Source organism: Enterococcus sp. 12F9_DIV0723 (assembly GCF_002174375.1).
In the GTDB taxonomy this organism is placed as follows: Bacteria; Bacillota; Bacilli; order Lactobacillales; family Enterococcaceae; genus Enterococcus_A; species Enterococcus_A gilvus.
The window spans coordinates 872,315-897,415 of the sequence record NZ_NIBK01000001.1; the positions used below are offsets into that span (position 1 = coordinate 872,315).

Sequence of the window (25,101 nt, forward strand, 5' to 3'; positions counted from 1 at the left end):
GGGGGAAGCCTATGCTAGCGATTATTGACTATGGTGTCGGCAACTTGTTTAGCTTGTCGCGCTCATTGGAATACTTGGGAGTGGAATGCCAAGTGACACGTTCACTCGAAGAATTAAAGGCGGCCGATCGGATCATCTTGCCCGGTGTCGGTGCCTTTGGCGATGCACGAAAAAAACTGGAAGAGTTGGAATTAGTCGAACCGATCCAAGCATTAGCGGCTTCTGGCAAACCGTTTTTAGGGATTTGTTTAGGCATGCAGCTTTTATTTGATAAGAGCGAAGAATTCGGCGAGCATCCTGGTTTAGGCTTGATCCCGGGACGGATCGTCTCAATGCGCGAGGCCTTCGATCAAGCGAAGATCGATCTAAAGGTTCCCCAGATCGGCTGGAATCGTTTGGATGTTAAAAAGCCTGAAAGTCCACTGGTTCGCTCATTAGGTGAAAATGATTTTGTTTACTATGTCCACAGCTATTACGCGACGGATTGTCAAGAGCATCTGGTCGCCGACAGTGAGTATGGGCTCTCAATTCCAGGAATCGTTCAAAATAAGAATGTCTTTGGAACCCAATTCCACCCGGAAAAGAGCGGCGAGGTTGGGTTGAAGATCTTAAAAGCATTTACGGAGGTGCCGGCATGAAAATTTTTCCAGCAATTGACCTGTTAGATGAAAAAGTCGTACGACTGTATCAAGGAGATTACGACCAAAAAGAAGTGTTTGGCGACGATCCAGTAGCTTTTGCGCAATCTTTTGAAAAAGCTGGCGCGAAGTATCTGCATCTTGTTGATTTGGATGGCGCGAAGGCGGGAAAACTGCATTACTTCGGAATCGCCAAAAAAATCGTGGAGAATACGAACCTGTTTGTTGAAGTCGGCGGCGGGATTCGTGATGAAGAAACCATCAAACACTGCTTATCTGCCGGTGTCGATCGGGTGATTCTGGGGACGGTCGCGCAAAAAGATCCGGAATTCACACAAGCGATGTTAAAAAAATACGGCCATAAGATTGCGGTCGGTGTGGATGCCAAGGAAGGAAAAGTCGCTGTAGAGGGTTGGCTAGAAAAAACAGAGACAGATGCCTTTGATTTCTGCCAGCAGTTGGTAGACTGGGGCGCAGAGACGATCATCTTTACGGAGATTTCCCGAGATGGGACAGGAGAAGGCATCAACTTGCCCCTATACGAAAAGCTCAATCAGTTGGAGATCGAAATCGTCGCTTCTGGCGGTGTTGCTTCTTTGGAAGACATCAAAGGATTGAAAAAGCTGGGCGTTTCAAGTGCGATCGTCGGCAAGTCCTTGTACAATGGCGGGTTAAAGTTGGAAGAGGTTTTGGCTGCTAGTAAGGAGGAGGAGCAATGATCGCAAAACGTATTGTTCCGTGTTTGGATGTTCGAGATGGCCGTGTGGTGAAGGGCGTGAATTTCGCGGGCTTGAAAGACGTCAACGATCCAGTTACTTTGGCTCGGTTTTATAATGAGCAGGGGGCAGATGAATTAGTCTTTTATGATATCACGGCTTCAGCAGAAGAACGCGGGTTGTTTACTGATATTTTGAAGGGCGTGGCGTCGGAGGTGTTCATTCCTTTGACGGTCGGCGGCGGAATCAATGAGGTCTCTGATTTTGAACGGGTCTTGAATTGCGGGGCGGACAAGGTCAGTGTCAATTCGGGAGCGATCCGACGGCCTCAATTGATCGAAGAAGGCGCGAAACGTTACGGCAGCCAGTGTGTTGTGCTGTCGGTGGATATTCGTCGTGTTGGCGAGCAGTGGCATGTTTTTGCCAAAGGGGGCCGCGAAGATACCGGTCTGGAGGCGTTAGAGTGGATTCGCCAGGGAGAGCAGTTAGGTGCAGGAGAATTAGTCATCAACAGCATGGATACAGACGGTGTGAAGCAAGGGTTTGATTTGGCGCTGCTGAAAGCAGTCAGCGAGATCACCAGCTTGCCGATCGTGGCTTCTGGGGGCGCTGGGAAAATGGAAGATTTCATTGATCTTTTTCAGTTGCCGAAGATTGAAGCTGGTTTGGCTGCATCGATCTTCCATTATGGTGAAGTGAAGATCCCTGATCTGAAAAAACAATTGAATACGGCAGGGATTCCTGTTCGTATGGTGTAGAGGAGGCGCATCATGACTAAGTTGAAATTTGACGAGCAAGGCTTGATCCCGGTGATCGTACAGGATGCCGAGACCAATGAAGTCTTGACGTTAGCCTATATGAATCAAGAAAGCTATGAATTGACATTAAAGGATCAGTTGATGACCTTCTATTCCCGCAGTCGCAAGGAATTGTGGCGCAAAGGGGAAACCAGCGGGAACTATCAGCATTTGGTCTCACTGAAATTGGATTGTGATCAGGATGCTTTAGTCGCGAAGGTCAAAAAAGAGGGTCCAGCCTGCCACACAGGCGCTGAGAGCTGCTTCAATGACGTATTATACGGCGAAGACGAGCAGGCAACGATCGATGCGTTGTACGAATTAGTCAAAGGACGCAAAGAAGTGCCGCAAGAAGGCAGCTATACGAGTTATCTATTTGAAAAAGGCATCGAAAAAATCCTGAAGAAGGTTGGAGAAGAGTCTACGGAAGTCGTGATCGGCGCGATGAAGGAAGATCGCAGCGAAACCGTTTTCGAAATTTCCGATTTAGTGTATCATGTTCTTGTATTGATGGTAGAAATGGGGATCGATGTAACAGAGGTTCGCCAAGAATTAGCAAATCGCCATGTTGTCGATAAAAAAGTGAAGCAAGAACCGATGCAATAGACGTCAATTTTTTGGAGGTTAGCGATGTTTTATTCAAATGCCCACACCCACAGCACGTGGTGTGATGGAAAAGACAGCTTAGAGGACATGGCGCAAGCCGCGATCGCTCTAGGGTTTACAGATCTAGGATTCACCTGTCATTCGCCGGCACTTTTTGATCCAAGCTGTCCCGGTGTCCAAAATGAAGGGGCGTATCAAGCCGCTTTACGGGACTTAAAGGAAAAATTAGCGGGTCAGTTGAACATCAGCATTGGCTTGGAATGGGATTATTACAGTGCTGATCCTATCTATGGGTATGATTATACGATTGGGTCTGTCCACTATTTTCCGCCGCGACAAGGAGTATTCCGCAGCGTAGATGAGAGTCCTGAGAGCTTGATGAAGACGCTGGATGACTGGTATCATGGGGATAAAATGCACATGGTGCGGGATTTTTACGATACGGTGGTGAGACACATCGATCAAAACCATTCGGAGATCGTGGGGCATTTTGACTTGATCACGAAATTCAATGAGAAAAATCCATGGTTGGATGAGAACAGCGCAGAATATCAGGCGATCGCCTCGAAGGCGTTGAATGATGTGATCGACATTATCCAGACCTATGACGGCATGGTGGAGATCAACACGGGGGCGATCTCTCGACATTGGCGAAAGACACCCTATCCGAATCCATTCCTGCTAAAACAATTGAAGCAACGGGAATGTCCGATCATCATTACGAGCGACAGCCACGAAACGACCACGTTGACCTGTCATTTCCCTGAGACCGTTGAATTATTGCAGTCGATCGGATTCACTGAAACGATGCAATTGAAAGACGGTATTTTCCAGCCGATTCCTTTTAACTAGCTTATTCAGCAGAAAGATTTGACAAAAGGGGTCTGGTGTCGCTATTATAGAACCAAGTTGAATAGGTGCGAAGATCAAATTAAAAATTTGTGGAACACACAGCGAATCAGGGACAGTGGAAGCCTGAAGGGAAAACAAATTTTGTTGGCGTTTGTGAGCACATCGATTGAAAGCTGCCAAGCCTTTGCTTGGAAGTAGGGTGGAACCGCGTTGATACGTCCCTATGCCGATTATTTCGGCATAGGGACTTTTTTTGTCAGTCCAACTTTTCGCAGTTTATTCTAGCGGAGAAGCTAAATAAGGTCTTTATTTTGAATATCTTGAAAAGCTGTTTAGTTGGATGATATGTCGACGACGATAAATATAAATTTTGCAAAAAATTTATTTTCATTAGGCTTTTGAGTCGACTGCGAGTTCCACTCCGTACTTTCAGTATGGTTAGTGGAATCGTATGCGCAGTGAAAATGGAACTTATTTTTCTGTTTTTTGAAAAATAAATTCCTTAATAAGAGCTAGCTGCTCTGCAAGTCGAAAGATAAATAAACTTCAATAATAAAACAGGAGGAAACAGAATGAGTAAATTAACCGTGCAAGAAATGATTTTGACGTTGCAAAAGTTTTGGTCTGACAACGGCTGTATGCTGATGCAAGCCTACGACACAGAAAAGGGTGCGGGAACGATGAGCCCGTATACATTTTTACGAGCGATCGGACCTGAGCCATGGCGCGCTGCCTATGTAGAGCCTTCACGTCGTCCAGCGGATGGTCGTTACGGAGAAAATCCAAACCGGCTGTATCAACACCATCAATTCCAAGTTGTCATGAAGCCTTCACCAAAAAATATCCAAGAGCTGTATTTAGACAGCCTGCGTTTATTAGGGATCGATCCTTTAGAGCACGACATTCGTTTCGTAGAAGACAACTGGGAAAACCCTTCGATGGGCTGTGCCGGTGTTGGTTGGGAAGTCTGGCTTGACGGCATGGAAATCACTCAATTTACGTACTTCCAACAAGTTGGCGGCCTGCAAGTGAATCCAGTGACTTCTGAATTGACCTATGGATTGGAACGCTTGGCGTCTTACATCCAAGAAGTGGACAGTGTCTATGACTTGGAATGGAGCACAGGCGTGAAATACGGGGAAATCTTCAAGCAGCCGGAATATGAACATTCAAAATATTCCTTCGAAGAAAGCGACCAAGCGATGCTTTTAGATAACTTTGAAAAATTTGAAAAAGAAGCGAAACGTTGTTTGGATGAGAATTTGGTGCATCCCGCGTACGATTATATTTTAAAATGCAGCCACACCTTTAACTTACTAGACGCTCGCGGCGCAGTATCGGTAACGGAACGTGCCGGCTACTTAGCCCGTATCCGTAATATGGCACGCTCGGTGGCGAAAATCTTCGTAGCTGAACGGGAAAAACTAGGCTTCCCATTATTGAATCAGGAGGGCAAATAAGATGGCGAAAAATCTACTATTAGAAATCGGTTTAGAAGAAATGCCAGCCCACGTGGTTTGGCCAAGTATCAAACAATTAGAAGAAAAAGTCTCAAACTTTTTGTCAGAGAACAACCTGACCTTTGAAGCGATCGAGACCTTCTCCACGCCTCGGCGTTTAGCGATCCGTGTAACAAAGATCCCTGATCGTCAAGACGATGTTCAAGAAGAAGTGAAGGGACCAGCCAAGAAGATCGCATTGGATGCAGAGGGCAATTGGAGTAAAGCGGCCCAAGGCTTTGTCCGCGGCCAGGGACTGACGACAGATGCCATCACATTCCGTGAATTGAACGGCGTGGAATATGTCTATGTCACAAAATATATCCACGGAAAAGAAAGCAAAGAAGTGTTAACTGGACTTTTAGATGTCGTGAAGAGCATGAATTTCCCAACGATGATGCATTGGGGCGACACGATGTTTGAATACATCCGTCCGATTCACTGGATCGTGGCACTGCTAGACACCGAAGTGATTCCTTTTGAATTGCTAGACGTGAAAACAGGACGCACCACTGAAGGCCATCGTTTCTTGGGAGACCAAGTCGAATTGTCTGATCCAAGTGAATACGAAGGTAAATTAGAGGAGCAATTTGTGCTCGCGGATGCCCACAAGCGTCAACAGCTTATCGTGGAACAAATCGAAGCGATCGCTGAGAAAAACAAATGGGTGATCCCCCTTGATCCCGATTTGTTAGAAGAAGTGACCAACCTCGTCGAATACCCAACGGCATTTGTCGGTGATTTCGAAGAACGCTTCTTGTCTATACCGGAGGAAGTTCTTGTCACTTCTATGAAAGAACACCAACGATACTTTGAAGTGCGCAATCAAGCTGGGATGCTGCTGCCGCATTTCATTTCTGTTCGTAACGGAAACAGCGTGAAATTAGATAATGTCATCAAAGGGAACCAAAAAGTATTAGCCGCTCGTTTAGAGGATGGCGAGTTCTTCTTTGAAGAGGACAAAAAATTGTCTATCGAAGCCTGTGTTGAAAAATTGAAGAATGTTACTTTCCATGAAAAAATCGGCAGCATGTACGAAAAAATGCAGCGTGTGGGTCAGATCAGCCAAGTCATCGGAAAACGAATCGGCTTGAGTGAGGAAGAATTGACGGACTTGAAACGTGCTTCAGAAATCTACAAATTCGACCTCGTGACCAATATGGTCGGTGAGTTCCCAGAATTGCAGGGGATCATGGGTAAGAAATATGCGTTGCTGAAGGGTGAAAAGCCGGCTGTTGCCACAGCGATTCGCGAGCATTATTTGCCTATTTCATCAGAAGGCGCGCTGCCGCAAACAGCGATCGGTGCTGTTTTAGCGATTGCAGATAAGATCGACAGCGTCTTAGGATTCTTTGCTGTAGGAATGATCCCAAGCGGCTCAAATGACCCTTACGCATTACGTCGTCAAACATACGGCATCGTGCGGATCGTGGAAGCTCAAGGCTGGACCTTCCCATTCACAGATATGCAAGGAGCGATCGTCGACGCGATCAACGAGGATGTTTTGGATTACGGGATTCACTTCAATCGTGACCAAAAAGAATTTATCGACTTCTTTAAGGGACGCCTGCGTCAACGTCTGCAAATCCAAAACATTCGTCATGACGTGATCGATGCTGTCGTGGATTCACGCCAGGATGATCTCGTACAGATCTTCAAAACAGCGCAAATCTTTGATCAGCATGTGACGGATGCCCATTTCAAAGAAGCGATGGAAGCTTTGACGCGTGTCATCAATTTGGCGAAAAAAGCGGATATGTCCGTTATCACGTTCAAAGTGGATCAAACGTTATTCGAGAATGCGAGTGAAAAAGAATTGTATGACGCGGTGAAGGAAGCCGAAGATGAATTCGCAAACCAAAGCATGGCGGAAAACTATCAAACCTTGACGAACCTGCGTCCAGTGATCGAACGTTACTTCAACGACACGATGATCATGGTAGAGGACGAAAAAGTTCGCGACAATCGCTTGAATCAATTAGCGATCATCGCTCGCATGGCAAATGCCCTAGCAAGCATCGACAAGATCATTACAAAATAAGCTTTAACGAGAGAACCCCTTCGAGTGCTGACTCGAAGGGGTTCTTTTATAGGATCAATTTTAGCAAAAGCGGGATATACGCCAGATAAAGCAAGACGGAATAGCCGAGAGAAGATGCCGCAAACGGTTGATCGGCATCGTAGGAGCGTGCCAAGATCGGTACAGAATTTTGTACAGGCATCGCAGATTGTATGATGAAGACCGAGAGCATCAACGGCGGCACGATGATCCACTGACCTAAAAGCCAAACGACCAAGGGGGAGATCACATAGCGTCCGATGAGCACACCAAGGATGTCTTTGTTCAAGGTAAGGTTCTTGATCCCGACGTTATAGACAATGATCCCGATCACGAACATGGATAAAGGTGTCGTCAGATTCGCAAGATACCCTAAAAACGTGGCAAGAGAAGCCGGTACGGTAGTATTGATCAAGACCGCCGCGAGCCCAATCAGAAACCCAAGCAGGGCAGGAGAAAAGATTTTTTTCAGAATGGGCACTAGGTGAAAATTAACTGTCGCCTGTTCGATCTGCGGATTGTCGCGAGCGATAAAATAAATGCCCAGCGTCCAAAAAATCGTAGTATTTACAATATAGTACAGCAGTACATAAGGCACCGCCTTTTCACCAAAAATCGCCAAATTGATGGGCAGTCCAATGAAGATCGTGTTGGAGCAGGTAAACATCGTAGAGAAGATTCCTTTGCGGGCAGAGGAGATCTTGAAGAGCCGTCGATAGGCAAAGCTGAGCCCAAAGGTCAGCAGCATCGACAGCAGCGGGATCACCATTCCGCTGACCAAGTGAAGAAATTCAGAACGAGAAAAATTCTTCGTGATCGTCAGGAACATATTACAGGGCAGTGCGATCTGTAAGACAAGCTTTGAGAAGGCATCGCCAATTTGATTGGAGAACCATTGCTTATATGTCAGCACGTAGCCGATGAACATCAAGACAAAAATAAAAAAGATATTGATATATGCAGAAACCATTTTTTCACCTCGCATCTACTATACAGAAAAACACGAGCGCCATCAATCACCGATGACACCCGTGTTTTTCTTTCTGCTTCAGCTAGTTAGAAAGACGCCTCTTTCATAACGAGTTAGCTGTTGTTTTTGTCTTGATAATGAAGCAAGCCAGTTAGATTTTCGATCTGTTCTTCGAGGCTGTCTCCGACGGTCGTATCCTTGATCAGAAGGCGCTTCAGATCTTTATCGATCACACGCTTCAACGAGGTTTCGTCGGCTTGTTTTTCTAAGAGATTTTCGACAGATTCAAAGGGATCATGGGTCACAAGCTGAAAGCCGTAGGAATTATTCAGCAGGGAGTAGCCTGCGATGCCGGTCGTTTTTTGATACGCCTTTGAGAGCCCGCCGTCGATGACGAACAGCATGCCCTCGCCCTTGATCGGAGATTCGCCATCCTGGACCTTGACAGGGGTATGCCCGTTGATGATCCGTGAATTAGGGGAATACAGCGCAAACTCCTCCAAGATCATCTGACACGTTTCCTTCGTATCTCGATAGTGATAATAAGGGTTTTTGATTTCCTTATGCGTCGCCTTGTCTGCAATAAAATAGCGTTCAAAGGTCGTCATGGCGCTCTTTCCAAATTGCGGAGAGATCTTTCCAGTCCAGCAATACCAGATCCAATCCGCGGAAGAATTGTCCTTTTCCTGACTTTGACAGCCTGAGCGGATGTGATCTTCAAAGAAATTCAGCAGGTCCTTCCCGCCGTAATCAGTCCCTTCTACAGTCAGCGGCAAAAAGCTGCCGTCTTTTTTCAAGGGCAGACAGCCATGAAAGAGCAGGTGCTGGTTGTAGACGCGGTACATGGAGCCTTTGTTCAGGAGCAGTTGGATGTGTTCCTGCATCTTCGACGATTGCTGGAAGGAGGTCAGTAAGGTATCAACGACGTATTCTTCCTGTTCCGTCAGTGCGTGGACATCCTTTTGCAACGTTTGGAAGCAGCTTCCCTGCAGCGGATAGCTTTTGCCATTAAGCGAGATCGTTTCGTTGTCGTAATCGATCTTCTCCAGCAATAACCGGTCTTCCATTTTAAAATCAGGGTGACGCTTGATCAATTGCCCCTCCAGCTTAAATTGAAGGATCGACAACGCTTGATGAACCCTTTCCAAACTGTCTAAGCTTTCGATCGAATAGCTTTCACTGCTGTTTTTCTCTTTTGGTGTGAAGATCGGATTTTTGTCGTAATGTTCTTCTGCGTGCATGAACAGCGGACGCAGGTTCAGTGCATAAGCTTGTTCGATCTCATAGAGATAATTGTAGCGGGCAGCGATTCTTAATAAGGTCATGAGACAGGCACGAGACCCGGCGTAAGCGCCGATCCAGAGAATGTCATGGTTGCCCCACTGGATATCGACGGAAGGGTGCTGGCAAAGCCTGTCCATCACCTTGTCTGCTTCCGGTCCGCGGTCATAGATATCGCCGACGACATGCAGGTGGTCCACCACTAGGCGTTGGATACTTTGACACAACGCGACAATAAACGGTCTGCCTTGATCCAAGTCGAGGAGGTGCGCCAGAATTTGATCGAAGTAGGCAGCCTTGTCTGAATAATTCGTATCAGTATACATCAATTCTTCAATAATGTATGCGTATTGCTTGGGCAGCGCTTTCCGAACTTTCGAGCGCGTATACTTTGTTGAGCAAAAGGCCAGCAGCTCCAATAATTGGCGAATCTTTTTGCGATACCATGAGCGGTCACGGTAGGCATAAAACGCCTGATCTGCCAGCGCTTCCTTTGGATAGGCGACTAAGATCGTCAGCTTGTCCTTCTCGTGCTCCGTCAGCCGATCACCAAAAAGCAGGCTGATCTTTTCTTTGATGTTCCCTGCGCCTGTCCGCAAAATATGGTCGAAGGCGGTGAACTCCCCATGAATATCACTAATGTAAAGTTCGGTTCCTTTAGGCAAGTGCATGATAGCTTCTAAGTTGATCAACTCGGTCATGACCGCCTCTCTGGTGCGAAATTCTTTTTCCAACATTTGATAATACTTTTCGCGGGTCGATAGCATAAATGTGCTCCTTATCCATAGTAAGAACGTTTTTCAGCATAAACTTCAAAAAATCCACGCAGGCAGAGAAGTCACCGAGGGACTTCTTTAGACACGTCTGCGATGCGGGGAAGTGATAGTTCTTATAAATTATTGTCTAAATGCTCACAGATCAATGTCGCAGATTCTTCGATCGATTTGTTGGTGACATCTAACGTGAAGGCACCCAACTCATCGTAAACGCGCATGGCATAATCGACTTCCTCTTTGATACGATTGATATCTGAATAGCGAGAATTCTCAGCCAAGCCGAGGGAATTCAACCGACTCATACGGATTTTTTTCTGAACTTCTGGTTCGATCAGCAGACCAACGATCTTCTCCTTTGGAACTGCTTTGATTTGTTCGGGCAAGGGAACTTCAGGGATCAGCGGCAAGTTTGCTACCTTCAAGCGATTGTTCGCAAGATACATACTTAACGGTGTTTTCGACGTGCGAGAGATCCCGAGCAATACAAGATCCGCCTCTAAAAAGCCTTTCGCATCTTTGCCGTCATCATACTTCACCGCAAATTCGATCGCAGCGACACGGTCAAAATATTCTTGATTCAATTTATGGACAACACCTGCCTGCTGCAAAGGAGCCACACCCGTTTTTTGATAAACGATCTCCATGAAAGGATTCATTAAATTAATACATTGAAGCCCTGTTCGTTCGCTAAAGTCCGTGACGATCTTCGTCAGATTGTCGCTGACCAGAGTCGTGATCACGACTGCGCCGTCCTTTAGAGCATCCCCTAAAATGCTTTTTAACTCGTCTTCATCCTTCGTAAAAGGAAAACGATACGACAAATCAAATTCTACTGAAGGAAATTGGGCTGCTGCGGCGTTTACTAACTTCAGAGAGGTCTCACCGACTGAATCAGAGATCATGTATAATGGTACACTTCTTTTCATTTTTTTCGCTCCTATCGATTGGTTTCCGTTTGTTTGGCTTGTTGCATAATATAATTAAAAATCCGAGACTTCGTAATTTTGCCAATCACTTTTTTCGGATCGTCTTCACTAACTACAGGAAGAGAGTCGACTTGGTAATCCAGCAAAACAGCGCCAGCTTCCAAGATCGTATAATCCTTCGTACACGTTTGCAGATGCGGCGCACGCGTCATGACCACCGCAACGGGGGTGTTTTGCAGATTGCTGTTTAAAGACGCACGCAATAAATCTTTGCGGGACAAAAGACCGACGAGATGCTGTTCTTTATCAGTCACATAGATCGAACCAACATCATACATGAACATATTGGTGATCGCGTCATGGATCGACGTGTCCTGCGGTGTTAACAGCGGGGACAACATAATCTCTTCGACCTTGACGGAAAAGATTTTATCGAACAAAAACTGCTCGATCCCCACACCTGTGTAGGTATAGCCGACCTTTGGGCTCGCCTCTAAAATGCCTGCCATTGTTAAGAAGGAAAGGTCAGTCCGTAAAGTAGCATGTGAGATTCCTAAGTGTTCAGCGATTTTCTCGCCACTCAAGGGTTGATCGCGTTTCACGATCTCAATGATTTTCTCTTGCCTTTGTGATAAGTTCATAAGTCCTCCTAGTGGTGCCTTCATTTTCTATAAAAAAAGTCTTTGATTGTCTTTTCATGCGTCTGTTCTTTTCTCGATAACCTAAAAAAATACGACGTGAATACACAGTCTATTATACACGTAATAAGCATATAAACAACATAAATGGATAAATAAGCACATATTGAATTCTTTGCGAAAAGCAAGTGTAAATACTTTCTAAAAAAAGCATTTAGCAGTATACTTTTTTCTGTTGATAAATTAACCCGTTAGTCAAGGGGTCAAGACGCCGCGTTCTCAGCGCGGAGGCACGGGTTCAAATCCCGTACGGGTTATTAGGATAAAAGTCTTTCTGCTGATCGCTACCGGTAGAAGGACTTTTTTGTTTGAAAAAAATAAATTGAATCCTCCTACGGTCTCTCTTCCAACGAGAGACCGTTTTTTTGCGTAAAGATATCTTTACTTTGGCGAGAAGGACAGGTACAATTTAGTAAAGATATCTTTACTTGCATGTGCGGAGGCGTACCCGCGCCAAAAATACGTGAAGCTACGAAAAAACGGTATCTAACTGAAGGAGGGGCAACATGATTATTTATGGTATTTTTACACTGATTTTTTGGGGAATCACCTTGTATTCATTCATCGGATTATTTTCATTGATACGAATCATTCTGCGGTTTTATCGCTATGACGAGCTGGAACGACGGACAGTGGTGGACGCGTTCGCTATTAGTATGGGGGTCATTCTTGTAGTGCATCTTGTCCAGCTTGTGTTGTCATTCACTGTACCTGTAGAAATAGTGAGTATCCTTTCACCAGGAAGGTATCTTACAGGCGGATTGATCAGCAACGACCCAGTCCATGTTGATAGCTTCTTATTTGATTGTGCGATCATTGGGCTCAGCTACAGGCTTCGAAGCACGCGCTACGGGTTAACCAGTAAGAAGCAGCACCTTCTTCCCATCGTGATTCTATTGAGTCTCCTTTGTATTTTCTTTTTAACGACACTGATATTTATGTAATTATTAGGAACAATTCTTATACGTTTGGGACAAAAAATGCCTTTTTCAAGATCAATCTTTAAAATGACTGTTACTTAATAGTATAATGGGTATTAATTTGTGAAATGTTTTGCTTAGGGGATGGACAATTTCATGAATGAATGAATAAAAGTGGAATGGGAGTGGTTAAATGGAAAAGCATTTGAAAAAAGCAAAAACGTGGAACACAGTAGTAATTATTTTAGGAATCCTTTCGGTAGCAACTGGGGTGATGGGGTTGCCGAAAGTCTTGAATCCGAATGCAAAGGATTATGAAATGTTAGGAGACTATGGGAGACAGATGTTGGATTACATGAACAGCCCGCTGACAAAAGCCGTCTCGGTACTGTCATTGGTCGTGTCGATCATTTTACTCGTCTTCTATTTTAAAGCCAACAAAAAATTAAGCGACGAGATCGCTCCTTCAAAAGTGCCCTATTATGTTTCGATCGGCTGGAGCCTTTTGAGCCTGGCCCTATCGTTGATCACGCAGCCAACGATGCAGATCGAAGGAACGAATATCAATACGATCATGACGATCGTTATGACGGTATTTCAGGTGATCTTCTTATTGCCTGCATTACTGGTGATCGTCCATTTATTTAAAGCAGAACCCGAGGAGTAGCGCATGAGAAAGAAAAAAATGACGAAAAAGCAAAGAGTCCGTTGGAGTATTTTAGCTGGTGTGTTGGCGTTGGTCCTTTTTATCGGGATCTTCGTCTATTCACAAACACGCGGCACGAAAGTAGAAGAGAATCAATTCAAAACGATCACCTTAAAAAAATCTGATCCGCTGACCTTCAATGGGATCGTGGAAGCGACCCATACGCAGGATTATTATTTGGATCAAACGTTAGGGAAAATCTCTGAGATCAATGTTCAAGATGGGCAAGAAGTCACAGAGGGAACGACACTGCTCAGCTATACAAATACCCAATACCAAGAGCAGGCAGATGAACAGAGCACCAATTTAGATAAATTGTACCTAGCCGTGGCGAATGCACAGGAAATGCTGACGATCGCGCAAGACAAGCAAGCCAAAGAGCAGCAGAAAGTGAACGAAGCCACCGCTAACTACAACAACACCAATGGCAACAGCGAAGAAGGCGCAGCCAATAAAGAGCAATACAAACAGGAAAAGGCCCAATACGAAAGCACCCTGGATGCGGCAAGTGACGGTGTCGTCCAAGCCCGCCAAGCGCTAAACAGCGCCAACGCGGAGTTAAACGCAGCGTCGCAAAGTGTCAATACGATCCGAGGAAAGGTCAGCTCCACGATCGCCAGCGCCACGAGCGGCACCGCTTATATCGACGAAAAAGGGAAAAATGAAGCATCCGTCCCAGTCGTAAAAGTCGTCAGCAATGAAGTGACGGTCGAAGCGAAGGCGTCAGAATACGATTATCCGCAAGTGAAACAAGATGCTCCTGTAACGATCAAGCCAATCACGACAAACCAAGAAATTGCAGGGACGATCACACACATCAACAAGCTGCCGGATCGGGCCAGTGAAGCCGCAGGACAAGCAGCCGGCGCAGGAACGACAAGCTCGGTTTCGAATTACAGCTTTATTGTCAAACCGACAGAAACACTGCAATATGGCTACAATGTTCAAGTCGTGATGCCGCTAAACGAGATCCGTGTGCCGAAAAAGGCGGTCAGAAAAACAGGGGACACCCATTATGTGTTTGCCTACCGCAAAGGAAAAGTTCGGGAAGTGACGGTTCAAGTCGAGGACAAAGGCGATTATTATCTCTTGAAGGACGGACTAAAAGAAGGCGACCGCATCATTTCAAATCCTGATAAATCCTTGCGAGATGGTCAGGAATTGGCGGTGGATTAGATGATCGAACTCAAAGACATCAACAAGTACTACCGCAACGACGAGGAATCTTTACATGTGCTGAAAGACATCAATCTGAAGGCCGATGCTGGGGAGATGATCGCGATCATGGGTCCTTCCGGTTCAGGAAAATCCACATTGATCAACCTATTAGGCTTTATCGATACGAAGTTTGAGGGGCAATATTTATTTGAAGATGAAAACCTGATCACGACCACCGATGACCGTTTGTCTAAAACGCGGAATCAAATCGTCGGCTTCGTTTTTCAAAATTTCAGCCTGATCGAGAATTATACGGTCTATGAAAATGTTGAATTGCCGCTTCTTTATAACGGCTACGGCTTCCATCAAACAAAGAAAAAAGTCATGACAGTATTAAAAAAAGTCGGTCTCGCGGACAAGGCAGAAAAACGTCCAAGACAGCTATCCGGTGGGCAGCAGCAACGTGTGGCCATCGCACGAGCGCTGATCAATCAGCCAAAATTCATTATCGCGGATGAACCAACAGGAGCACTTGATACCCATACCTCCAACGAGATCATGGAGCTATTCCAAGAACTGAATCGCCAAGACAAAGTCACGATTTTTCTAGTGACCCATGATCCAGAGGTCGTTCCCTATTGCACACGATTAGTCAAGATCAGGGACGGCGCGATCACAGAGGACAGGGCGGTGAATGACGAATGAAATTCTATGTCAATTGGCGTTCTTCCTTAGGCTCGATCTTTAAGAACAAAAAACGAAGCGCACTGACGATGTTCGGTATCGTGATCGGGATCGCTGCGGTGATCGCGATTCTATCGATTGGCCGCGGGTTTGAGCGTGACACGATCGAGAGTCTGACTGCGAGTGACTCAGACAAGCTGGAGGTCACGATTGATTTTGCCCCCAGCAACGATGCCTTGTATTCTTCCAACATCGATATGATCCAAGATTCTGACTTCAGTATATTAAGAACGATCGATGGCGTGGAGTCGGTCAACTATCCAAAGAACGATTTGTCCTATATTTATAAAGACGTTCAAGTAAAGGATAAGAAGAAAAATTACCGTGTCGGCGTGGTCTCGAAAAAAGGCAAAGCAGTCAGCCATGGACGCAGCATCTCCATGTATGACAACCAGACACAAAGCAAAGTCGTGACCATCGATTCGTCGTTGGCAAAAGACCTGTTCGGTACAGCAAAAAGCGCGGTCGGACGCGGCTTTACGTTAGACAATCAAGTTTTCACTATCGTGGGGGTATTTCCATCTGGGATGGAAGAGACGATGTTCTCCATGGGCTCTACGAAAATCCAGATCCCTCGACAAACCTACGTCCATTTCTTTGGGAATGAACGCTACACAAGCTCGGTCGTCCTGACATTAGCAGACGGCAGTCAGTTGAACAAAGTCGCTGACAAAGCCATCAAAAAACTGCAAGACGCCGGAGCGATGCGTCAGCAAGGGGAATACCAAGTATCCAATATGGCGATGATGACAGATGGGATCAGTGAGGTTTTAAGCAGTATTACACTCTTCATCAGCGCGGTAGCAGGGATCTCTCTCTTCATCGCAGGGGTCGGTGTCATGAATATGATGTATATCTCCGTTTCTGAGCGAACAAAAGAAATCGGGATACGTCGGGCATTAGGGGCAACGCGTGGCGCGATCCGCCTGCAATTCTTGCTGGAGGGCATGACCTTGACACTTGTCGGCGGGATCATCGGCTATCTTCTCGGGATGATCGTGGCCTATGCGATCGGAAATGTCATGGATATCTCGGTATCCGTGGATTTGTTTACAGTTTGTTTAGCAGTCGGCGTTTCAAGCGGAATCGGGTTGGTATTCTCAGTGATGCCCGCCTCTGAAGCAGCGAAGAAAGATTTGATCGATATCCTTAGATAAATAGGTCGAAAAAGCTATCGGTCTTTCGCTAGAAATCGAGAGCCATTTCAATCAGCTATAAGGAATAAAAAAAGAGTGTCCTCATCATCCAGTCTAGGCTGTGATGATGAGGACACTCTTTTTATTGGTTATTTACGTTGTTGCTTCCCGGAGTTACGTCCGTTGGCATTTTTGTTTTTATTTTTGTTCTTAGGCTGTGACACTTGTTTTTGTTGTACGGGCTCAGCCTTTTTGATTGGCTTCGTTACTACTTGTTTGGGTGGGTTCTTCTTCAGATCTTCTTGGATCTTCGCTTTGATACGAGGACGCATCAAGACATTGGTGATGAAGGTTTGGATACAACTGAAGATACCGCCGACTACCCAGTACAATGCCACCCCAGCAGGTGAGGTGAAGGACATGAAGACGATCATCAATGGTGAAGCGATCATCATGCTGCGCATCGTTTTCTTTTGTTCTTCCGGCACACCGATCAGTGAGATGTAGCCTTGGAGCAAGTAGGCGATCCCTACGACGACCACGAGAGCGATACTTGGTTTTGCCAAGTCGATCCCTAAGAAGGTCGAATGTTGGATACCTTGAGAAAAACGTGCCGTGTAATACAACGCGGAGAAGATCGGCATTTGGATCAGCAACGGCAGACAGCCCATGCCGCCCATCATGCTGACATTGTTTTCCTTGTAGACAGCTTGCATTTCACGCTGTGCTTCCATTTGTTCTTCTTGCGTCGTTGCTTGTTTTACTTTTGCTTGAGCTGCGTCGACCTGTGGTTTGATCGATTGCATTTTTTCCGATTGGACCAGTGATTTCTTAGATTGATTGATTCCCAAAGGCAAGATGATCAAGCGGACGATGATCGTTAATACAATGATCGCTAATCCGTATGACCAGTTGAAGTTTTGAACCATCCAATTAAGAAAGTTCTCCAATGGCACAACGAGCATTCGATAGACAAGACCTGATGTATCTGGGGTACCATCACTATTTGATTTAACACAGCCTGATAATAGTAAAAGAACGCCCAAGAGGCCGGAGCCTAAGAGCCAATTTTTAAATTTTGTCATTTATTTCTTCCTCTGCTAATAAAAATTTATACAGGAAATACTATACTAGATAACTCAAGCCTTTTCAATGAAATTCGAGGAAATCAGGGAACCTTGTCATTTTTTTAATAGACCACCCGAAATTGATCGTAGTCCTTGATCCCAGGGTCTTCCGATTGGCTGATATGTGACACTTTCGCAAAAGGATTTTGCGGGTGCTCCAGCTTCTCTAAAAACTGAGCCATCTGATCCTCTGTTCCAACAGCTTCGATCGTCACACTGCCGTCCTCTTCATTTTTCACCGTACCGGTCAAGCCGATCTCAAGGGCAAGCTGATAGGTGGTATAGCGGAAGCCCACGCCTTGCACACGTCCGGTAACATTTATATGCTTCTTCATATGAAACCCTCCTGATTCTTTTTTTCTCTTATTCACTATGATAACGACTTTTGCTGGTTGATACAAGAATTCGCGTGCTATAATGGCAGACGGAGCCATATGTTAGAAAACAACTAGCTAAAAAAGTGGAGGAAACAGTTTGAAAGAGATCCAATCAACTAAAAATACCCTTATCAAAGAAACCAAAAAATTATTGCAAAAAAAATACCGTCAACAAAGCCAAACCTATTTATTGGAAGGCTTCCATCTGATCCAAGAAGCGCAGGCCGCAGAGGTGGTCTTAAAAGAAGTTTTCATCAGCCAACGCGGACTGAATGAATGGTCTGAATGGATCGAAGCCCATCTGACAGATTATTCCCTTGTTTCTGACGATGTACTGAAGGCCTTGTCTAGTCAGCCTACACCCCAAGGCATGATCGCTGTCGCGGAGATGCCGCAAGAAGAAGACGATGAGTTTTCAGGTGCTTGGTTGCTATTGGACAATGTGCAAGACCCCGGCAATGTTGGGACCATGATCCGCACAGCCGATGCGGCAGGGTTTTCAGGCGTCCTTCTAGGGCAGGGGAGCGCCGATCTATACAATCCAAAGACCTTGCGCAGCACACAAGGAAGCCTCTACCATCTGTCTGTTCGAAGCGGTGACCTTTCCGCCATCATTCCTCAGTTTCAGGAGAAGGGCTATCCAGTGGTAGGCACAGCCTTGGACAAACAAGCCAAAGACTACTTATCCGTTGAGAAGATGAGTGATTTTGCCTTGGTCATGGGAAATGAAGGTCAGGGGATGTCGCCCGAACTATTAGCCATGACAGACCAAAATGTGTACATTACAATTAAAGGAAAAGCTGAATCTTTAAACGTTGGAATCGCGGCTGGCGTGTTAATGTTCCACTTACTTAAGTAAAAATTCACATTTTGGTAATCGATATTAAGGAACTGTTAAACTTTATTCACAAACTCATGGAAGCCTATTCAATGAATCTGCCACGTGCTATACTATTTGACAGAGACAAAGAAAAGGGGCTTTATATCCATGACAGAAAACTGGCGTGATGATGAAGAATACGTTTCTTATATAGAAGATTTATTAGCTACCGAAGAGGTACAAAAATTAGCAAATTACATCCAACACATGCATTCAACACGGTTGGAACACTCAATCAGTGTTTCTTATAATAGCTACAAATTAGCAAAACAATTCAACGGCGATGCTAGAGCCACTGCTCGTGCAGGTCTACTACACGATCTGTTCTACTACGACTGGCGCACAACGAAATTCGACGAAGGATCGCATGCCTACATGCATCCACGAATCGCTGTTAAAAACGCAGAAAAAATCACGGAGTTGTCAGACTTAGAACGTGATATTATTATTAAGCACATGTGGGGCGCAACGATCACTCCCCCTAAATACAAAGAAAGCTACATCGTAACGATGGTCGATAAATACTGCGCCATCAAAGAAGCCGCTGTGCCGATAGTAGACCGCTTCAATTCCTACAAAGCACGCTTGAAGAAAGAGTGGAACTAACAGAACAATTCCAGGCACCAAACAAAAAATTGTTTGGTGCCTTTGTTTTGCCAGTTTTCCTTCCTGCTTCAGCAGGTTAGGAAAATGGTATGCGTACGAAGAACCCTCATTTTTCAGGTTTTTAGAAAAATGGTATGCGTACGAAGAACCCTCATTTTTCAGGTTCTCAGAAAAATGAATACCTATTATATAAGTCAGCGATCAGATAAATTTTCGCAGTAATTTCCCTCGGAACGGGTATTCTTGAACGTATTCTTCGTATTTGAGCGAAGGGTTTAGTAGAATGGAGTATGTGGACGAAGGTGGGAAAATCTTTTTTTTCCATGCCCTTTGTAAGACGGAAAAAATGTAAGGGCTCTTTTAGGTAAAACAGTTTATCAACTCGTTTTATCGTTCATTGGTATTGGCCGTGACTTAATTTAGATTGTAAGAAAGAGAGGAACAAAGTGATCAAACCAAATATAGCAAAGCAGTTAGTTTTTGCCATCGTCGGAACATTTATCGCCGCGGTGGGGGTCCGATTGATCGTCGTCAGCGGATTGGGAGCAGACGCGATCAGCACATTGGTGTTAGGAATCCTTCAGCATGTCTCCCTACAGTTCGGCACGGTGAGTATGATGTTCAGTGGGATCGTCTTAGTGTTCATCTTTTTTTATGATCGAAAAATGATCGGTATCGGAAGTATCATCAATAGCTTTGGACTCGGTTTTTGCCTGAATCTCTTGGATGGGATGGGGATCTTGCATACGATTCCTGATGGGCTGGGCTATCCGTCGATCATCGCGGGATCGATCGTGTTCGGCATCGGGACGGGGATCTATCTACTGGCGGATGCTGGATCAGCGGCGTATGAATGTTTGATGGTCTTGATGAAGCGATTGCTGAAGAGCTCGGTGAAGGTGGCACGGATCGTCTTAGATGCCATCATCTTTTTGGCGGGCTTCCTGTTAGGCGGACATATTGGCTTTGGGACGCTGATCGTATTATTATTGATGGGCCCTTCGTTGGAAATGACCTTGAATCACTTGCCAAAACTGAAGTTTTTCCGCGTACAGCAAGCAAAATAAAGCAAGGAAGCGATTTTTTCCTAGTAACCGAATGGGTTATTTGCTACAATGAATAAGGTTCATTTTATAGTAGAGAGGTGCGAATGATTTCTTGCTCCGGCAGAAAAAAAAGCGCATACGAAGAACGATCCATCGAATGAAACGATTCGAACAGATAAAAATAGGAATAGGAGTGCTTATTAATGATTGCAGCAAGCGATTTACGTGCAGGGATGACTTTTGTTCAAGGAGACAAATTGATCAAAGTGTTAGATGCCAGCCACCACAAACCTGGTAAGGGAAACACCGTTATGCGCATGAAATTGCGTGACGTTCGTACAGGTTCAACTTACGATACGACGTTCCGTCCAGATGAAAAATTTGAAAAAGCGATGATGGAAACGAAGCCTGTTCAATATTTGTACAGCCAAGATGACATCGCGATTTTCATGGATCTAGAAACCTATGAACAATACGAAATTCCAATTGCGACAGTTGAAGAAGAAATGAAGTATTTACTTGAAAATATGGAAGTAAAAATCCAATTTTACGGTGAAGAAGTGATCGGTTTGACATTGCCGACGTCCGTTGTTTTGCGAGTGGTTGAAACTCAACCATCCATCAAAGGTGCGACAGTTACTGGTTCAGGCAAACCTGCGACCATGGAAACAGGCTTAGTCGTGAACGTTCCTGACTTTATCGAAGAAGGCGAAATGCTGGAAATCAACACTCAAGAAGGTACGTACCAAAAACGCGCAAATAAATAATCAAGAAAAGACCATGATCGCTGGGAGGACTTCCAAGAGGAGTCGACGCACGCGGTCATGGCTTTTTTATGTCAAAATAGAAAATGACACCTTTACTAGAAACGCTGCGAATTCCCCTGGAAAACAACGCTACAAATTGTGACATAGCTGCTATGACACGATTCATAGCGTAATAAAGGGACATTCATACTCTATACTTTTAATAGGTCAGGAGGACGATCATGGATATAGGATCAAAATTAAAAGAACATCGAACAACGAGAAATTTAACGCAGGAAGAGGTGGCGATGAAGCTGAATGTTTCCCGAACGACAGTTTCAAGTTGGGAAACGGGACGCACATTTCCTGATATTGAAAAGCTCGTTTATTTAAGCGATCTGTATGATCTCTCCTTAGACCAATTAATCAAGGAGGAGCCGGTGATCATGGAAACCATTGTGACAGAAAGAAAAAAATTAGGACGCTACAAGATTCTTAAGAGTATAGGTCTTGCTTTGGTGGCATTATTTGTACTCTACAATCTCTATTGGTTCACAGCAGTCTATCCCAGAAATCAAAAGTTGAAGGATTGGGATAAGACGGAAGCAAATAATTATCTTCATAAAGGAAAGCATACGTTTCAGGCTCATGACCTTCGCTATCTAGAGCCGCTGCACAATGGCAATATCCCTGTTTCTACCTATCGAGGGAGCGCCTTCGATGTAGGTATCGATGGAGATTACGTCTATGTAGGTCTTTATGGAAACGCCGATCGCATGAAATTAGATGTTCCAAAGTCGACAGATTTTACTCTGCGCTTCAAAAGAAACGAAAGAAATCCTTCTTATGAAAAAGTAAGTGGGGGTACACCACCAAGTGAAGCGAAGAAAATTCTAAAGGAACATGCCAAAGAATTTAATGAAGACCTCCGCGCGGTTCAAGCTGTCTGGGATAGTGTCAATAATAACTAATACGATCACCGCTGGTAGAAAACCTCACGGTATTTTCTATCAGCTTTTTCGATCAATGAAACGTACGCACGATGTCTTGGATGTCTCGATTGATTTTATTTGGTGCGATGTATTTTCGCCCTTTCGCAGTAAGGCTGTCACGAGCAAAGATCGTCGCGCTTGCCGTCAAGCACCCTTTTGAGCAGCAGTGGATGACTTTTCTGAATTCGTCATATTCAAATTGGAAAAAACTGCTGGTGAGATTCAGATGATCCGGGCGGAAGGTGTAGCAGTGGTCGTTAAGATCTTCAGAAAAGGGGTGCAGACACCCGGGACAGATATGCCATTTTCTCCCGTGTACTCTATAGGAGCTTTCTATGTACCGCTTTTGTTGAATGCGTAAAAGTCTCACAGGATACAGACTTTTTGTAGGAAAATTGTTATTCAAAAAGATTAATTGATCAATGGATTGCTGATCTTCAAAGGATTCAAATCGTGTGGGAATACTCGTAGTGAATTGAAGCATTGTCTTTTCCTCTTTTCTAATAGTTACACTAATATAATAAAAAGAAAGCATCTCTAAAAAAGAAGGGTCCCATCCAAGAGGGATGAACAAGAAGTTGAGAGCAGGTTGCTAAGGGTCGTAACAACCTAATATTAAGGAGTAATTCCTCTCGAATGAGAACAGCCTATATCCGTTTTCATATAGGAAGGGCAACAAAAAATAGCCTCAATTCTTAATAAAGATACTTTCTAAAATAACTATAGCAAAAAAAGATTGCGGTGTGAAATTCCTTTTTTTACAAAATAACAATCGTTATTAAATTATTTTTTTTTAACTCTGCATTAATAGAGACAATACAGATCTTTTTTTCAGTCGTCAGGGATCGTGCCCCCGCAGCAAATGATTGACGAGGGCAACGATCAGCCCCACAAAGAGGGGAGCGAGGACATAACGAATAAGCTCACTCAAAAGGATCACCTCCTTTCACGAGTGGGGAGGGTGACGACGAGAGAGGCTACCTGCACGCAGCACTAGTGAGACGAACAAAGATTACGTTAGAGACCTTACTCGCGTCTATCTGGTGAAGAGTCGGGCTCTTCCTTGTTTTTCTTCCGTCGAAACAGACGATCCAGCAGTTTTTTCCGCGGCTTCTTCTCAGTCGGCGTCGCTTGGTAGAACGAAGCTGTCTGTACAGAAGACTCACTACAGGAAGTTGTGCATTCATTACCTATGGGCATAACGTTTTTTATTAATGACGGTTGGTTAATCGTCGTAGTGTCCGCGAGTACGACCGCTGGCACTTTCGGGCGCTCCACGGGCATAGGAAGCTGTGGAACCAATGCTTCAGGAAGCGGAGCAAGCTCTTGAGCCGCTGCCACAGGAAAGCAAGGCACGTCAGGTTCAAAAGAATCCTCTTCCTCCGAAATGTCTGTTGCGCTGTCGAAAATAGGAGAGATTTTTTTCGTTACCAATTTGCCGGATACCACAGAATCAAAGAGTTTTACGCCATCCTTTTCAAAAATGTCTAAGGTCGTCAAGAGTTCGCAGGCTGCTTTCATTTCTTGCGGCGTCAAGCTGGTATCGACGTCTCTATAGGTCCAGTTATGTGTGTGTCCTTCACCATCTGCGAAGGTCGTTACTAAATTTGTCGTCTCAATACTCATGTCAAAGTTCCTTTCTCTTAGTTTATTTGTGTGCACAGGTAGATAGAATGATCTCACGGTTCGTTGGTTTCTTCGGGACGAACAAGGGAAATCAAGGAACGAACAACTGTCTTGGCTTTTTCTACATAGTCTCTAGCAGGAAACATCTTCATCCGCAGCGCCCGCCATTCAGGCGCCATGAAGTAATCCTGGAAATAGTAGAAGAAGCGTTTCATCGTGCGGGTGGCTTTTGTATTTAAGAAAATGTAGCGAACGAGATCCTTCAGAACATGGGCAAACTCTTTCGCTCCCAGTTGATGTCGCACGCGTAATGCCAAGATATAATGAAGCGTTTTGGTGCTGTTTTGAGTCAATTGATAGAACCACGTGATCCGGTTCTCCAATGTTTCTAATTTCAAAGTGAATAGCTGGCGATGATCGAGTGCCAAGTCCTTCATTCTCATCGAATCTCATCCTTCCTTTTCTTAATAGAGGGGAGCGGGGAGCATCCGCTCGACCTCCTGGTGATTAGCCTTTAAAAATTTCTTGTTCCGTCGTTTCGACATAAGCGGCGCTGTCAACTGTATTGAATAGGAAAGCATCGTCCTTTTTGAAGAGCTTCAGGTCGCCTAAACGTCCTAGCAAGCCTTTGATCTCAGTCGGTGTTTTCGTCGTTGTTGGGTTTTCCAAGCTCCAGGTCTGTACTTTTCCAGAGCTGGTTTTGAATTTCGCGACAAGTTTTTTCATTTCTTCTTCCTCCTTTATAGGTTATTTCACGTAGCGTGTTTGCGTCGTTAAGATCGCGCTGTCCAAGTAGCTGTCTTCCGCGGACAATTCCGTTAAGATCTCACCCAATTCTAGGATGGCTTCCTCTGACGGATCATCGATCACATGTTGAAAATTGACCTTCTTCATCTTTTCTAATCCCTGGTCGATATGGACCTGTAATTTGCTGCCTAATTTTTGAAGCATCGTTGTTTCCTCCGTTTCGATTTTTTGTACCGGCCGGTGACTACAAGATAGAGGATTTTCCCAAAAGAAACAAATCGCAAAATGACCGCCTCCCCCCCTAAAATGACTCGTTTTGGGGGTAAAAAGGCCCTTTTTTGGCAAAAACAGGTCAAATTGGGGGGAGGGGGAGTCAATTTGCCATTTGCGTTTGCCGTTGATTTTCTATAAAATAAAAGGTTTTGGCTAAAAATGGACAGGAACACAAAAAACACAGAAAGCGAAGAAGTTC

General features: G+C 44.9%; 28 protein-coding genes and 1 tRNA gene. 18 read left to right on the forward strand and 11 right to left on the reverse strand.

Going from position 1 to position 25,101, the window contains the following annotated elements:
• Positions 1-11: 11 nt before the first annotated feature.
• The 7 genes from hisH (at position 12) to glyS (ending at position 7,149) form a co-directional block, all read left to right on the forward strand.
• The gene (gene hisH, locus A5868_RS04285) at positions 12-638 is read left to right on the forward strand and encodes an imidazole glycerol phosphate synthase subunit HisH (protein ID WP_086305547.1); all 627 of its coding nucleotides are present in this window, start codon (positions 12-14) and stop codon (positions 636-638) included.
• Positions 635-1,357: a 1-(5-phosphoribosyl)-5-[(5-phosphoribosylamino)methylideneamino]imidazole-4-carboxamide isomerase gene (gene hisA, locus A5868_RS04290; RefSeq protein WP_086305548.1), complete on the forward strand. Its 723-nt coding sequence runs from the start codon at positions 635-637 to the stop codon at positions 1,355-1,357. The genes hisH and hisA overlap by 4 nt, the downstream gene beginning before the upstream one ends.
• The gene (gene hisF, locus A5868_RS04295; RefSeq protein WP_086305549.1) at positions 1,354-2,112 is read left to right on the forward strand and encodes an imidazole glycerol phosphate synthase subunit HisF; all 759 of its coding nucleotides are present in this window, start codon (positions 1,354-1,356) and stop codon (positions 2,110-2,112) included. Before hisA ends, hisF begins: the two co-directional genes overlap by 4 nt.
• A 12-nt stretch (positions 2,113-2,124) precedes the next feature.
• Entirely contained in the window at positions 2,125-2,757 is a 633-nt protein-coding gene (gene hisIE / locus A5868_RS04300) for a bifunctional phosphoribosyl-AMP cyclohydrolase/phosphoribosyl-ATP diphosphatase HisIE (protein WP_086305550.1), read from the forward strand.
• Positions 2,758-2,781: 24 nt separating this feature from the next.
• The gene (locus A5868_RS04305; protein ID WP_086305551.1) at positions 2,782-3,609 is read left to right on the forward strand and encodes a histidinol-phosphatase HisJ family protein; all 828 of its coding nucleotides are present in this window, start codon (positions 2,782-2,784) and stop codon (positions 3,607-3,609) included.
• Between the two features lie 572 nt (positions 3,610-4,181).
• Complete coding sequence (glyQ, locus tag A5868_RS04310; protein WP_086305552.1) at positions 4,182-5,069, forward strand: glycine--tRNA ligase subunit alpha; 888 nt, start codon at positions 4,182-4,184, stop codon at positions 5,067-5,069.
• 1 nt (position 5,070) lies between these two features.
• The gene (glyS, locus tag A5868_RS04315) at positions 5,071-7,149 is read left to right on the forward strand and encodes a glycine--tRNA ligase subunit beta (RefSeq protein WP_086305553.1); all 2,079 of its coding nucleotides are present in this window, start codon (positions 5,071-5,073) and stop codon (positions 7,147-7,149) included.
• A gap of 46 nt (positions 7,150-7,195) precedes the next feature.
• Here the strand turns inward: glyS and A5868_RS04320 are convergent, their stop codons facing one another.
• The 4 genes from A5868_RS04320 to A5868_RS04335 all read right to left on the reverse strand — a co-directional run bounded on the left by A5868_RS04320 (position 7,196) and on the right by A5868_RS04335 (position 11,761).
• Positions 7,196-8,137, reverse strand: a complete 942-nt coding sequence (locus A5868_RS04320; protein ID WP_086305554.1) for an AEC family transporter — start codon at positions 8,135-8,137, stop codon at positions 7,196-7,198.
• 113 nt (positions 8,138-8,250) lie between these two features.
• Positions 8,251-10,185, reverse strand: coding sequence for a fructose-1,6-bisphosphatase (locus A5868_RS04325; protein ID WP_086305555.1), 1,935 nt, complete (start codon positions 10,183-10,185; stop codon positions 8,251-8,253).
• Between the two features lie 122 nt (positions 10,186-10,307).
• Positions 10,308-11,120, reverse strand: coding sequence for a pyruvate, water dikinase regulatory protein (locus A5868_RS04330; protein WP_010781491.1), 813 nt, complete (start codon positions 11,118-11,120; stop codon positions 10,308-10,310).
• Between the two features lie 11 nt (positions 11,121-11,131).
• A complete protein-coding gene (locus A5868_RS04335; RefSeq protein WP_010781490.1) occupies positions 11,132-11,761 on the reverse strand; it encodes a CBS domain-containing protein in 630 nt (209 codons plus the stop codon).
• Between the two features lie 242 nt (positions 11,762-12,003).
• Between A5868_RS04335 and A5868_RS04340 the strand changes: the two genes are divergently transcribed.
• The 6 genes from A5868_RS04340 to A5868_RS04365 all read left to right on the forward strand — a co-directional run bounded on the left by A5868_RS04340 (position 12,004) and on the right by A5868_RS04365 (position 16,503).
• Positions 12,004-12,075: transfer RNA gene (locus tag A5868_RS04340), tRNA-Glu, on the forward strand.
• A gap of 249 nt (positions 12,076-12,324) precedes the next feature.
• Positions 12,325-12,762 carry a hypothetical protein gene (locus A5868_RS04345; RefSeq protein WP_086305556.1) on the forward strand — a complete coding sequence of 146 codons (438 nt, stop codon included), beginning with the start codon at positions 12,325-12,327 and terminating at the stop codon, positions 12,760-12,762.
• Between the two features lie 169 nt (positions 12,763-12,931).
• Complete coding sequence (locus A5868_RS04350; RefSeq protein WP_010781488.1) at positions 12,932-13,405, forward strand: hypothetical protein; 474 nt, start codon at positions 12,932-12,934, stop codon at positions 13,403-13,405.
• Between the two features lie 3 nt (positions 13,406-13,408).
• Complete coding sequence (locus tag A5868_RS04355) at positions 13,409-14,620, forward strand: efflux RND transporter periplasmic adaptor subunit (protein WP_086305557.1); 1,212 nt, start codon at positions 13,409-13,411, stop codon at positions 14,618-14,620.
• Positions 14,621-15,307 carry an ABC transporter ATP-binding protein gene (locus tag A5868_RS04360; RefSeq protein ID WP_086305558.1) on the forward strand — a complete coding sequence of 229 codons (687 nt, stop codon included), beginning with the start codon at positions 14,621-14,623 and terminating at the stop codon, positions 15,305-15,307. It abuts the gene before it with no gap.
• On the forward strand, positions 15,304-16,503 hold the full coding sequence (locus A5868_RS04365) for an ABC transporter permease (protein WP_086305559.1): 1,200 nt from the start codon (positions 15,304-15,306) through the stop codon (positions 16,501-16,503). Before A5868_RS04360 ends, A5868_RS04365 begins: the two co-directional genes overlap by 4 nt.
• A 128-nt stretch (positions 16,504-16,631) precedes the next feature.
• Here A5868_RS04365 and yidC read toward each other — a convergent pair whose 3' ends face one another.
• Together yidC and A5868_RS04375 are read right to left on the reverse strand one after the other, a co-directional pair.
• Positions 16,632-17,567: a membrane protein insertase YidC gene (yidC, locus tag A5868_RS04370; protein ID WP_010781484.1), complete on the reverse strand. Its 936-nt coding sequence runs from the start codon at positions 17,565-17,567 to the stop codon at positions 16,632-16,634.
• 104 nt (positions 17,568-17,671) lie between these two features.
• Positions 17,672-17,944 (reverse strand): acylphosphatase, encoded by a 273-nt coding sequence (locus tag A5868_RS04375; RefSeq protein ID WP_086305560.1) that lies wholly within the window; start codon positions 17,942-17,944, stop codon positions 17,672-17,674.
• A 139-nt stretch (positions 17,945-18,083) separates the two neighbouring features.
• On the opposite strand from A5868_RS04375, the gene A5868_RS04380 reads away from it, so the two are divergent.
• The 5 genes from A5868_RS04380 (at position 18,084) to A5868_RS04400 (ending at position 22,235) form a co-directional block, all read left to right on the forward strand.
• A complete protein-coding gene (locus tag A5868_RS04380; protein ID WP_086305561.1) occupies positions 18,084-18,845 on the forward strand; it encodes a TrmH family RNA methyltransferase in 762 nt (253 codons plus the stop codon).
• 129 nt (positions 18,846-18,974) lie between these two features.
• Positions 18,975-19,472 carry an HD domain-containing protein gene (locus tag A5868_RS04385; protein ID WP_010781481.1) on the forward strand — a complete coding sequence of 166 codons (498 nt, stop codon included), beginning with the start codon at positions 18,975-18,977 and terminating at the stop codon, positions 19,470-19,472.
• A 446-nt stretch (positions 19,473-19,918) separates the two neighbouring features.
• Entirely contained in the window at positions 19,919-20,539 is a 621-nt protein-coding gene (locus tag A5868_RS04390) for a YczE/YyaS/YitT family protein (RefSeq protein ID WP_010781480.1), read from the forward strand.
• Positions 20,540-20,721: 182 nt separating this feature from the next.
• The gene (gene efp, locus A5868_RS04395) at positions 20,722-21,285 is read left to right on the forward strand and encodes an elongation factor P (protein ID WP_010781479.1); all 564 of its coding nucleotides are present in this window, start codon (positions 20,722-20,724) and stop codon (positions 21,283-21,285) included.
• Positions 21,286-21,506: 221 nt separating this feature from the next.
• On the forward strand, positions 21,507-22,235 hold the full coding sequence (locus A5868_RS04400; RefSeq protein ID WP_086305562.1) for a helix-turn-helix domain-containing protein: 729 nt from the start codon (positions 21,507-21,509) through the stop codon (positions 22,233-22,235).
• A gap of 52 nt (positions 22,236-22,287) precedes the next feature.
• On the opposite strand, the gene A5868_RS04405 is transcribed toward A5868_RS04400, so the two are convergent.
• The 5 genes from A5868_RS04405 to A5868_RS04425 form a co-directional block, all read right to left on the reverse strand.
• Complete coding sequence (locus A5868_RS04405; protein WP_010781477.1) at positions 22,288-22,740, reverse strand: hypothetical protein; 453 nt, start codon at positions 22,738-22,740, stop codon at positions 22,288-22,290.
• 542 nt (positions 22,741-23,282) lie between these two features.
• The gene (locus A5868_RS04410; RefSeq protein WP_086305563.1) at positions 23,283-23,882 is read right to left on the reverse strand and encodes a DUF2922 family protein; all 600 of its coding nucleotides are present in this window, start codon (positions 23,880-23,882) and stop codon (positions 23,283-23,285) included.
• Between the two features lie 53 nt (positions 23,883-23,935).
• Positions 23,936-24,325 carry a hypothetical protein gene (locus A5868_RS04415; RefSeq protein ID WP_086305564.1) on the reverse strand — a complete coding sequence of 130 codons (390 nt, stop codon included), beginning with the start codon at positions 24,323-24,325 and terminating at the stop codon, positions 23,936-23,938.
• A gap of 64 nt (positions 24,326-24,389) precedes the next feature.
• Positions 24,390-24,608, reverse strand: coding sequence for a DUF2922 family protein (locus A5868_RS04420; protein WP_010781474.1), 219 nt, complete (start codon positions 24,606-24,608; stop codon positions 24,390-24,392).
• Between the two features lie 21 nt (positions 24,609-24,629).
• Positions 24,630-24,833, reverse strand: coding sequence for a hypothetical protein (locus A5868_RS04425; RefSeq protein ID WP_044926420.1), 204 nt, complete (start codon positions 24,831-24,833; stop codon positions 24,630-24,632).
• Positions 24,834-25,101: the final 268 nt, after the last annotated feature.

Coding starts and splice junctions, on each gene's coding strand:
- hisH (WP_086305547.1), top strand. CDS start 12: ATGCTAGCGATTATTGACTATGGTGTCGGCAACTTGTTTAGCTTGTCG.
- hisA (WP_086305548.1), top strand. CDS start 635: ATGAAAATTTTTCCAGCAATTGACCTGTTAGATGAAAAAGTCGTACGA.
- hisF (WP_086305549.1), top strand. CDS start 1,354: ATGATCGCAAAACGTATTGTTCCGTGTTTGGATGTTCGAGATGGCCGT.
- hisIE (WP_086305550.1), top strand. CDS start 2,125: ATGACTAAGTTGAAATTTGACGAGCAAGGCTTGATCCCGGTGATCGTA.
- A5868_RS04305 (WP_086305551.1), top strand. CDS start 2,782: ATGTTTTATTCAAATGCCCACACCCACAGCACGTGGTGTGATGGAAAA.
- glyQ (WP_086305552.1), top strand. CDS start 4,182: ATGAGTAAATTAACCGTGCAAGAAATGATTTTGACGTTGCAAAAGTTT.
- glyS (WP_086305553.1), top strand. CDS start 5,071: ATGGCGAAAAATCTACTATTAGAAATCGGTTTAGAAGAAATGCCAGCC.
- A5868_RS04320 (WP_086305554.1), bottom strand. CDS start 8,137: ATGGTTTCTGCATATATCAATATCTTTTTTATTTTTGTCTTGATGTTC.
- A5868_RS04325 (WP_086305555.1), bottom strand. CDS start 10,185: ATGCTATCGACCCGCGAAAAGTATTATCAAATGTTGGAAAAAGAATTT.
- A5868_RS04330 (WP_010781491.1), bottom strand. CDS start 11,120: ATGAAAAGAAGTGTACCATTATACATGATCTCTGATTCAGTCGGTGAG.
- A5868_RS04335 (WP_010781490.1), bottom strand. CDS start 11,761: ATGAACTTATCACAAAGGCAAGAGAAAATCATTGAGATCGTGAAACGC.
- A5868_RS04345 (WP_086305556.1), top strand. CDS start 12,325: ATGATTATTTATGGTATTTTTACACTGATTTTTTGGGGAATCACCTTG.
- A5868_RS04350 (WP_010781488.1), top strand. CDS start 12,932: ATGGAAAAGCATTTGAAAAAAGCAAAAACGTGGAACACAGTAGTAATT.
- A5868_RS04355 (WP_086305557.1), top strand. CDS start 13,409: ATGAGAAAGAAAAAAATGACGAAAAAGCAAAGAGTCCGTTGGAGTATT.
- A5868_RS04360 (WP_086305558.1), top strand. CDS start 14,621: ATGATCGAACTCAAAGACATCAACAAGTACTACCGCAACGACGAGGAA.
- A5868_RS04365 (WP_086305559.1), top strand. CDS start 15,304: ATGAAATTCTATGTCAATTGGCGTTCTTCCTTAGGCTCGATCTTTAAG.
- yidC (WP_010781484.1), bottom strand. CDS start 17,567: ATGACAAAATTTAAAAATTGGCTCTTAGGCTCCGGCCTCTTGGGCGTT.
- A5868_RS04375 (WP_086305560.1), bottom strand. CDS start 17,944: ATGAAGAAGCATATAAATGTTACCGGACGTGTGCAAGGCGTGGGCTTC.
- A5868_RS04385 (WP_010781481.1), top strand. CDS start 18,975: ATGACAGAAAACTGGCGTGATGATGAAGAATACGTTTCTTATATAGAA.
- efp (WP_010781479.1), top strand. CDS start 20,722: ATGATTGCAGCAAGCGATTTACGTGCAGGGATGACTTTTGTTCAAGGA.
- A5868_RS04400 (WP_086305562.1), top strand. CDS start 21,507: ATGGATATAGGATCAAAATTAAAAGAACATCGAACAACGAGAAATTTA.
- A5868_RS04405 (WP_010781477.1), bottom strand. CDS start 22,740: ATGCTTCAATTCACTACGAGTATTCCCACACGATTTGAATCCTTTGAA.
- A5868_RS04410 (WP_086305563.1), bottom strand. CDS start 23,882: ATGAGTATTGAGACGACAAATTTAGTAACGACCTTCGCAGATGGTGAA.
- A5868_RS04415 (WP_086305564.1), bottom strand. CDS start 24,325: ATGAGAATGAAGGACTTGGCACTCGATCATCGCCAGCTATTCACTTTG.
- A5868_RS04420 (WP_010781474.1), bottom strand. CDS start 24,608: ATGAAAAAACTTGTCGCGAAATTCAAAACCAGCTCTGGAAAAGTACAG.
- A5868_RS04425 (WP_044926420.1), bottom strand. CDS start 24,833: ATGCTTCAAAAATTAGGCAGCAAATTACAGGTCCATATCGACCAGGGA.